The sequence below is a fragment of the Saccharopolyspora sp. NPDC045839 genome, assembly GCF_056431645.1.
In genome coordinates, this window is the sequence record NZ_JBWKKH010000044.1 from 64,194 (window position 1) to 70,193 (window position 6,000).

General features: G+C 71.5%; 6 protein-coding genes and 1 riboswitch. All 6 genes read right to left on the minus strand.

From position 1 onward, the window contains the following. Nucleotides 1-53: 53 nt before the first annotated feature. On the minus strand, nt 54-1,313 hold the full coding sequence (locus AC07EQ_RS38550; protein WP_478392752.1) for an MFS transporter: 1,260 nt from the start codon (nt 1,311-1,313) through the stop codon (nt 54-56). Beyond that, complete coding sequence (locus AC07EQ_RS38555; RefSeq protein ID WP_478392753.1) at nt 1,310-2,416, minus strand: PLP-dependent cysteine synthase family protein; 1,107 nt, start codon at nt 2,414-2,416, stop codon at nt 1,310-1,312. The genes AC07EQ_RS38550 and AC07EQ_RS38555 overlap by 4 nt, the downstream gene beginning before the upstream one ends. Beyond that, nucleotides 2,413-3,084: a hypothetical protein gene (locus AC07EQ_RS38560; RefSeq protein ID WP_478392754.1), complete on the minus strand. Its 672-nt coding sequence runs from the start codon at nt 3,082-3,084 to the stop codon at nt 2,413-2,415. Before AC07EQ_RS38560 ends, AC07EQ_RS38555 begins: the two co-directional genes overlap by 4 nt. 370 nt (nt 3,085-3,454) lie before the next feature. Continuing rightward, a riboswitch (cobalamin riboswitch) is annotated at nt 3,455-3,627 on the minus strand. 139 nt (nt 3,628-3,766) lie between these two features. Then, on the minus strand, nt 3,767-4,588 hold the full coding sequence (locus AC07EQ_RS38565) for an ABC transporter permease (RefSeq protein ID WP_478392755.1): 822 nt from the start codon (nt 4,586-4,588) through the stop codon (nt 3,767-3,769). Next, on the minus strand, nt 4,548-5,351 hold the full coding sequence (locus AC07EQ_RS38570) for an ABC transporter ATP-binding protein (RefSeq protein ID WP_478392756.1): 804 nt from the start codon (nt 5,349-5,351) through the stop codon (nt 4,548-4,550). Before AC07EQ_RS38570 ends, AC07EQ_RS38565 begins: the two co-directional genes overlap by 41 nt. Beyond that, entirely contained in the window at nt 5,278-5,808 is a 531-nt protein-coding gene (locus AC07EQ_RS38575; RefSeq protein WP_478392757.1) for a MarR family winged helix-turn-helix transcriptional regulator, read from the minus strand. Before AC07EQ_RS38575 ends, AC07EQ_RS38570 begins: the two co-directional genes overlap by 74 nt. Nucleotides 5,809-6,000: the final 192 nt, after the last annotated feature.

Sequence of the window (6,000 nt, forward strand, 5' to 3'; positions counted from 1 at the left end):
GACGTTCGCAGTTCCTGGCAGGCCGCCATCGCAAGACCATGCTGAAATCTCCCTCAACTCCGCGCCGGATCGCCGGCGCGGTCGAGCAGTCCTCGTCGTTCCAGCAGCGCGGCACCGGCCCCGCCGAGCAGCCCCACGCCGAGCAGGGCCAGCCACGGCAACCACCGGACCGGTGCCTCGCCGGAGATGTCCACCAGCGCGCCGACGACCCAGCTCACCGCCGCCGCGACGAGGCTCGACACCAGGTAGTAGAAGCCGTAGTAGGTGCCCGCCAGCCGCTCGCTGCCGACGATCGGCAGCAGCTCCATCGCGAACGGATTGGTGATCGCCATGCCGATCGTGAACACGACGGTCGTCAGCATCACCGGGACGCACGCGAGCGCGATCGCACCCCAGTCCGGCTCGCCCGCCGCAGGCGCGTCGAGCAGCGGGCTGCTCAGCAGCACCGGCAGGAAGGACGCGCCCATGCACGCCAGCCCGATCGCCACCGACCGTCCCGCGCTCCACCGCCCCCGGCACCACTGCGTGATCCGGACCTGCAACGCGATGCCGACCACGGTCGACACGACGAACACGGCGGCCACGGCCTCGGTGAGCCCGGAAACCCGCTGCGCCTCCAGCGGCAGCATCAGGTAGAGCTGGTTGTAGAGCCCGAAGTACGCCGACAGCGCCAGGGTGAACAGCAGGAAGCGCCGGTTGGCGAAGACCTCGCGCCAGCTCCCGAGAACGCTGCGCTGCTGCGGGCTGCGTTCCTGCCGCGGCAGCACGATGATCTGGGCGAGCGTCAACACCGCGAAGGCGGTGCACGCCACCAGTGCGATCAGCCGGAAGTCGACGGCGAGCAACGCGGCACCCAGCAACGGCCCGACGAGAGTTCCGGCGTGCGCGAAGACGTTGAACACGGCGAACGCCTCCGCGCGCCGATCGCCCGCCTCATGCATGAGATAGGTGCGCACGGCGGGGTTGAACAGGGCGCCGGCCAGGCCGGTGAGCACGGCAGCGGCGACCAGCCCGGGCAACGACGTGAACACGCCGAAGAGCCCGAAGGAGACCACCCGCAACGCGCACCCGGCGATGATCATCGGCCGGCACCCGAGCCGGTCCGAGGCGGTCCCGCCGAGCAGGAACATGCCCTGCTGGCTGAGGTTGCGGATGCCGAGGACCAGCCCGATCACCGCCGCGCCGTACCCGAGGCCGGCCATGTGGGCGGCGAGGAACGGCAGCAGCATGTAGAAGCCGACGTTGATGCCGAACTGGTTGACCACCAGCAGTCGCGCGGCGGGCGACAGCCGCCGGAATCCGTCCCGCGTCATCGCACGCCCTCCTCGCACACCGGGCATCCGGAACCGGCCGCGCCGCGGTTCCGGCACGGGTCGACGACGCGGCGCGTCCGCATCCAGCCGGAGGATTCCGAGTCCACTTCGGACGGTTCGGTGGCCGTGGGCACCAGGCCGTGGTCGAGGTGGTACCCGTCGTCGTAGATCGTCCGCCAGTAGCGGTGCGGACCGTCCGGGAACACCGCGCACACGAGGTCCGAACCCAGCTCCGCGGCACACCATGACGCGGCCAGCGCGACGGCGCCGGTGCTCCACCCGCCGGTGACGAACGATCCGGCGGCGAGCCGACGGCACGCGTCCGCGGCCTCGGCGGGGCCGATGAGGTGCACCTCGTCGAAGATGTCGTAGGCGACGTTGCCGGGGTGGATGCTGCTGCCCAGCCCGCGCATCAGCCGGTGCGCGGCGCGCTGGCCGAACACGGTCGAGCCGATCGAGTCGACGCCCACGATCCGGACGTCCGGCCACCGCCGCCGGACCACCGATGCGATCCCGGCGCTGTGCCCGCCGGTGCCGACGCTGCACACCACCGCGTCCAGGTGCTCGAACTGGTGCGTGAGCTCCCGTCCCAGGGCGAGGTATCCGGCCGGGTTGTCCGGGTTGTTGTACTGATCGGGCCAGTAGGCGCCGGGCAGCTGCGCGAGCAGCTCGGCCACCCGGTCCCGCCGCGCCCGCTGCCAGCCGCCCGTGGGATGCGGCTGCTGCACGATCTCCACCCGTGCGCCGTGCGCGCGCAACAACGTCCTCGTCATGCCGTCGATCTCCCGGTCGGCCACCACCACGACCGGATGCCCGAGCGCCGAACCGACGCAGGCCAGGCCGATCGCGAGCGTTCCGCTGCTCGATTCGACGATCGCGGCGCCGGGCCGCAGCTCGCCGCGCCGCCGGGCGCCCTGGATCAGGGACAGAGCGGCCCGGGCCTTCATGCCGCCCGGGGCGAATCCTTCGAGCTTCGCCCAGAAACCGGGGTGGGGGTGGGCGAGCGGCGTTCCGATGCGCAGCACGGGGGTGTTGCCGATGAGTTCCAGCGCGGAACGGCACTTCGGGCCGCCGTCGGTCCAGGACGTCCAGGTGGCGGTCACGGCAGCTCGCCCGGGTCGGCGGTGTGCAGGTGGATCTCGGTGTGGCCGCCGGTCAGCCAGAAGAACGGGTACGGCTCCGCGGACAGCGCGTGCACTTCGGTGCCGACCATCTCGCGGAGCACCGCGCTCCCGGTCTGCGCGAACATCACCAGCGGCAGCCCGCGTTCGCGGCACAGCCCCGCGATCTCGTCGAACGTGCCGTTGCCGAGCACCATTCCGGAGGCCAGCACGGCCTGCGATCCGGCGATCGCTTCCCGGTGGTCCCGGACGATCGGCTCGCCCCACTCAGTGCGCCCGCCCTTCAGGTCGCAGGGAACCGGGCGAAGACCGCGCTCGAGGAGGGCGGCGAGCAGGGAGTTCACGACGCCGATCACCGCGACGCGACCGCCGGCCGGCGGAACGAGCCCGGCCACGGCGCGTGCGCGGGTCATCGACTTCGCCAGCGAGGTGCCCGGCGGGATGTGCACCGTGCGGGATCGCGGGTGCTCGTCGTGCGGGGTCAGCGACGCCAGGTAGGCGTCGAGCACGGCGACCCGGACGGCGGGTTCGGGATGCGCCAGCAGGTCGGCGACGGTGCTGCCCACCAGGTCGTGCATCGCCGGCGAGTCGAGCTCGCCGGGCTCCACGGCGCACGAGCCGACCGCGCTGCCGACCCGCACGCTGAGCACGGAATTGCGATAGCCGGCGGATCTTCCGACGTGGTGTGCACTTTGGACGGTCATGAAGGCGACGGAGGCGGTCGCGTTTGCCAGGCGTGCCTCGTCGGGGCGTGCCGGGTCCGCAGCGCGCACGCGTTCGATCTGCGAACGCAGCGCCGCATGCGTTGCGGGGCACGCGGAGTTGCCAGGGGGAAGCAAGGTGTCTCCACGCAGGTGTCAGCGGACGAACGGGACGTAGTTCGTGCTTCCTACCTGCTGGTTCGGCACGCCTTGCGGGATCGGGCCCGGTCGGGCCGGGTGTGGTGGCAGGGGTGGGTGGCGACGACGCGCGCGGCGCGGTGCTGCACCTTCAGTACCTCCTCCGGGGCTCCGCGACCCCGTACGAATCGGTACGACGGCGTCAGTCTCCTGACTCGTGGATCATCGCTACCCGCGCGCCTTCCCACCGCTAGGTGCGGCAGTGGCATCGGTGGCGGTAGCTCCCCATTCACAGTGGCGGGACCGTGCCGGATTCACACCGGCTTCCTGCGCGCCGTCGCATGAACATCGACGCTGACGCTTGCACCCGGCGGGCCGGGTGTCAAGACACCCCAGGCAAGATCACCTCGACGCCGGGGCGAACGCCTGTCCCTGCGGCCGCTCGTGTCGTCCTCAGTAGACGTTCGATCGCCGCTGATCACGCCATGTCCGCTCAGCGCGCCAAGCGCCCGAGCAGGGCTGCGGCGATGCCGATCATGACGCCGGCGGCGACGACCAGGACGCCGAAGTCCAGCGCCAGGTGCGCGGGCGTGCCGATCAGCAGTCCGCGCAGGGCGTCGACCTCGTAGCTGAGCGGGTTCGCGTAGTTGACCGCCTTCAGCCACCCCGGCATCAGGTCGACCGGGTACAGGGCGTTGGAGGCGAAGAACAGCGGCATGGTGATCGCCTGCCCGATGCCCATCAGCCGGTCCCGGGACAGCACCAGCCCGGCGATCGTGATGGACAGGCAGCAGAAGAAGACCGAACCGAGGACCACCACGGCGCCCATCGCGAGCAGGTTCACCGGGTTCGTGGTGAGGCCGACGCCGAGCAGCGCCGCCAGCACCAGCACCACGAGCGCCTGCACCAGCGCGCGCACCCCGGCGGCGAATGCCTTGCCGGTCACCAGGGCGACTCGCGGCGTGGGCGTGACCAGCAGCTTCGCCAGCACTCCCGCATCCCGCTCCCAGATGATCTGGATGCCGTAGAAGATCGCGATGAACAGCGCCGACTGCGCGAGGATGCCCGGCGCGAGGAAGTCGAGGTAGGGGACGTTCCCGGTGGGGATCGCGCGCAGCCCGGTGAACACCTGGCCGAAGATCAGCAGCCACAGCGCGGGCTGCACGGCCCTGGTGAGCAGCTCGGCCCGGTCGTGCCGCAGCTTCTGCAGCTCCACCAGGCACATCGCCGCCACCCGCGCCGCCACCAGGCCCGGCGGGCTGCGCCGCACCGGTTCAACCGAGGCGGCCGGAGGTGCGTCGAGTCGCGCGGACATCTCGCATCCCTTCTCCCGTTTCCTCGAAGGTGTCGTCGGTGATCGTCCGGAAGACGTCGTCCAGCGTGGCGTCCGGTCCCACGGCCGCCTTGAGCTCGGCGGGGGTTCCCCGCGCCCGGATCCGCCCGCGGTGCATCAGGGCGATCCGCTCGCAGTGCTGGTCGGCCTCGTCCATGTAGTGCGTCGTGACCAGCACGGTCATCCCGGTCTCGGCGCGGATCCGGGCGATCCGCTCCCACACGCCCTCCCGGCCGATGGGGTCCAGACCGATCGTCGGCTCGTCCAGCACCAGCAGCCTCGGCCCGCTGACCAGCGCCTGCGCGAGTTCGAGGCGGCGCACCATGCCGCCCGAGTAGGTGCCGGCCAAGCGTTCGGCGACGGTGGCGAGCCCGACGGCGCCCAACGCGGCGCGCACCGCGGAGCGCCGCTGCGCGCGCGGAACGTCGAAGAGGCGGGCGAACAGCGCGACGTTCTCCCGCCCGGTCAGCGCCCCGTCGGCCGAAAGCTGTTGCGGCACATAGCCGATCAGCCGACGCGCCGCCAGCTTGTGGCGTGCCGCGTCGACCCCGAAGATCTCGACCACGCCCGCCGCGGTGGGCAGCAGCGTGGTGATCGCCCGGATCGTGGTGGTCTTGCCCGCGCCGTTGGGACCCAGCAGCCCGAACACCTCGCCGGCCCGGACGTCCAGGTCAATCCCGTCGACCGCGACCTGCTCGCCGAACGACTGCCGCAGGCCCCGGCACCGCACCGCCACCCCGGTCATCGACGCCACCTCCTTCCAACGCGAGGACCAATGCGCGCAACCCGCGCAGGGCATCGCCGACCGCCTTCTGATCCGCCGCGGACAGCTCGGCGAGGGCGTCGCCGACCAGGCGGGTCCGCGCCTGCCGCCAGGCGGCCACCCGGTCCGTGGCGGCGTCGGTCAGGTGCAGCCGGACCGCGCGGCGATCGACCGGATCTGTCTCGCGGCGCAGCAGGCCGACCCGGGTGAGCTGGTTGACCAAGGTGCTCGCGGAGTTCGCCGCCATGCGCAGCTGGAGCGCCGCGCCGGCCACGCTGACGCCCGGCTGCTGCTCGACGACTTGGAGCAATTCGACCTGCGCGCCGCGCAGGTCCGGCATCGGCAATTCGGCGCGAAGGCTGCGCCGCACGACCCGCCGCAGGGTCGAGATCACGGTCGTCAGCTCGTCGGCGACGGCCCGGGAGTCCACATCGCCCACCTGACAAAGCTACCTCTCATTGCGAGGTATCGGCGGATCACGGCGAAACGCGAGATGCGGGAGCGAACCCCGTGCCACAGGGGAACGCCTCCTGCGGTTTCCATTGAGCCTTTTTCATCCTGGTCTGTGCAGGTGAGGGGCCGGGTGGGCGTGTCGTTGCGGGGGAAATAGTGAAGCTCCTGGTAGATGGAT

Excerpts from the sequence above, each read along its gene's own strand:
- AC07EQ_RS38550 (WP_478392752.1), bottom strand. The coding sequence starts at position 1,313 with ATGACGCGGGACGGATTCCGGCGGCTGTCGCCCGCCGCGCGACTGCTG.
- AC07EQ_RS38565 (WP_478392755.1), bottom strand. The coding sequence starts at position 4,588 with ATGTCCGCGCGACTCGACGCACCTCCGGCCGCCTCGGTTGAACCGGTG.
- AC07EQ_RS38570 (WP_478392756.1), bottom strand. The coding sequence starts at position 5,351 with ATGACCGGGGTGGCGGTGCGGTGCCGGGGCCTGCGGCAGTCGTTCGGC.